Here is a 1,345-nt window from a genome sequence, read left to right as displayed (position 1 = left end):
GGTCGGCTTCCCGGACGCGGGCGACGAGATCACCGAACGACGGGTCGCCCGAGAGGTCGGTCCGCAGCACGAGGGTGTTGACGAAGAAGCCGACGAGGTCTTCGAGCGCCGCGTCGGTGCGCCCCGCGACGGCCGTGCCCAGCGGGATGTCGGTGCCGGCGCCGAGCCGGCCGAGGAGCGTGGCGACCGCGGCCTGGACGACCATGAAGAAACTGGCGTTGGTGTCGCGGGCGAGGGCGGCCAGGGCGCGGTGCGCTTCGGCGCCGAGCCGGAAGGTCACCGTACCGCCCCGGTGCCCGGCCACGGCCGGGCGCGTGCGGTCGTACGGGAGCTCCAGTTCTTCCGGGATCCCGGCCAGCGCCTCACGCCAGTAGCTCAGCTGCCGGGAGGACAACTCGGTTCCGTCGGCGAGGAGTCCGTGCTGCCAGAGGGTGTAGTCGGCGTACTGGACCGGCAGTGGCGTGAAGTCCGGTGCGGTGCCGGCCAGCCGGGCGGCGTAGGCGGCCGACAGGTCGCGGGCGAACGGGCCCTCCGACCAGCCGTCGGAGGCGATGTGGTGGAAGGTGACCAGCAGGACGTGCTCGTCGTCGGAGAGTGCGAACAGCTCGGCCCGCACCGGCAGATCGGCCGCCAGATCGAACGGACGCATCGCCGCAGCGTGCAGTACGTCCTCCAGCACGGCCTCGGTGACCTCGGTGACCGGCAGCCCCGGACGGGCCGCCTCCGCCGCCAGCACCACCTGCACCGGCTCCCCGTCCACCGCGGCGAACACCGTCCGCAACGACTCGTGCCGCTCCACCACATCACCCAGCGCCACCCGCAGCGCCTCCCGGTCCAGCACACCGCACAGCCGGACCGCCAACGGCAGGTTGTAGGTCGCGGAGACGCCTTCCGCCTGGTCCAGGAACCAGAGGCGGCGCTGGGCGAACGACAGCGGCACCCGCTCGGGCCGCCCGGGCGCCCGGGTCAGCGCGAGGCGAGCCCGCCCGCCCTCGTCCAGCCGGGCCGCGAGCGAAGCCACGGTCGGAGCCTCGAACAGGGTCCGGATCGTCACCTCCACACCCAGCACGCTCCGGATCCGCCCCACCAGCCGCGTGGCGAGCAGTGAGTGTCCGCCGAGGGCGAAGAAGCTGTCGTCGATGCCCACCCGCTCCGCACCCAGCAGCTCGGCGAAGACCGCGCACAGCACTTCCTCGCGCGGGGTCCGCGGAGCCCGGAACACGGCCCCCGCATCCAAGGCGGGCACCGGCAGCGCGCGGACGTCCAGCTTGCCGTTGGCGGTGATCGGCAGTTCGTCCAGCACCACCACCGCCGACGGCACCATGTACTCCGGCAGCCGGTCCGC

The 1,345-nt window shown here is 73.5% G+C and carries 1 protein-coding gene; it reads right to left on the bottom strand.

Features of this window, described 5'->3' with window-relative positions:
- The coding region (locus ACZ6Y1_RS37530; RefSeq protein WP_469640674.1) for a condensation domain-containing protein at nt 1-1,345 on the bottom strand (1,345 nt) is incomplete at both ends.

It is taken from the genome of Streptomyces sp. NPDC053432 (assembly GCF_055585365.1).
This window is presented reverse-complemented; position numbering and strand designations above follow the sequence as displayed.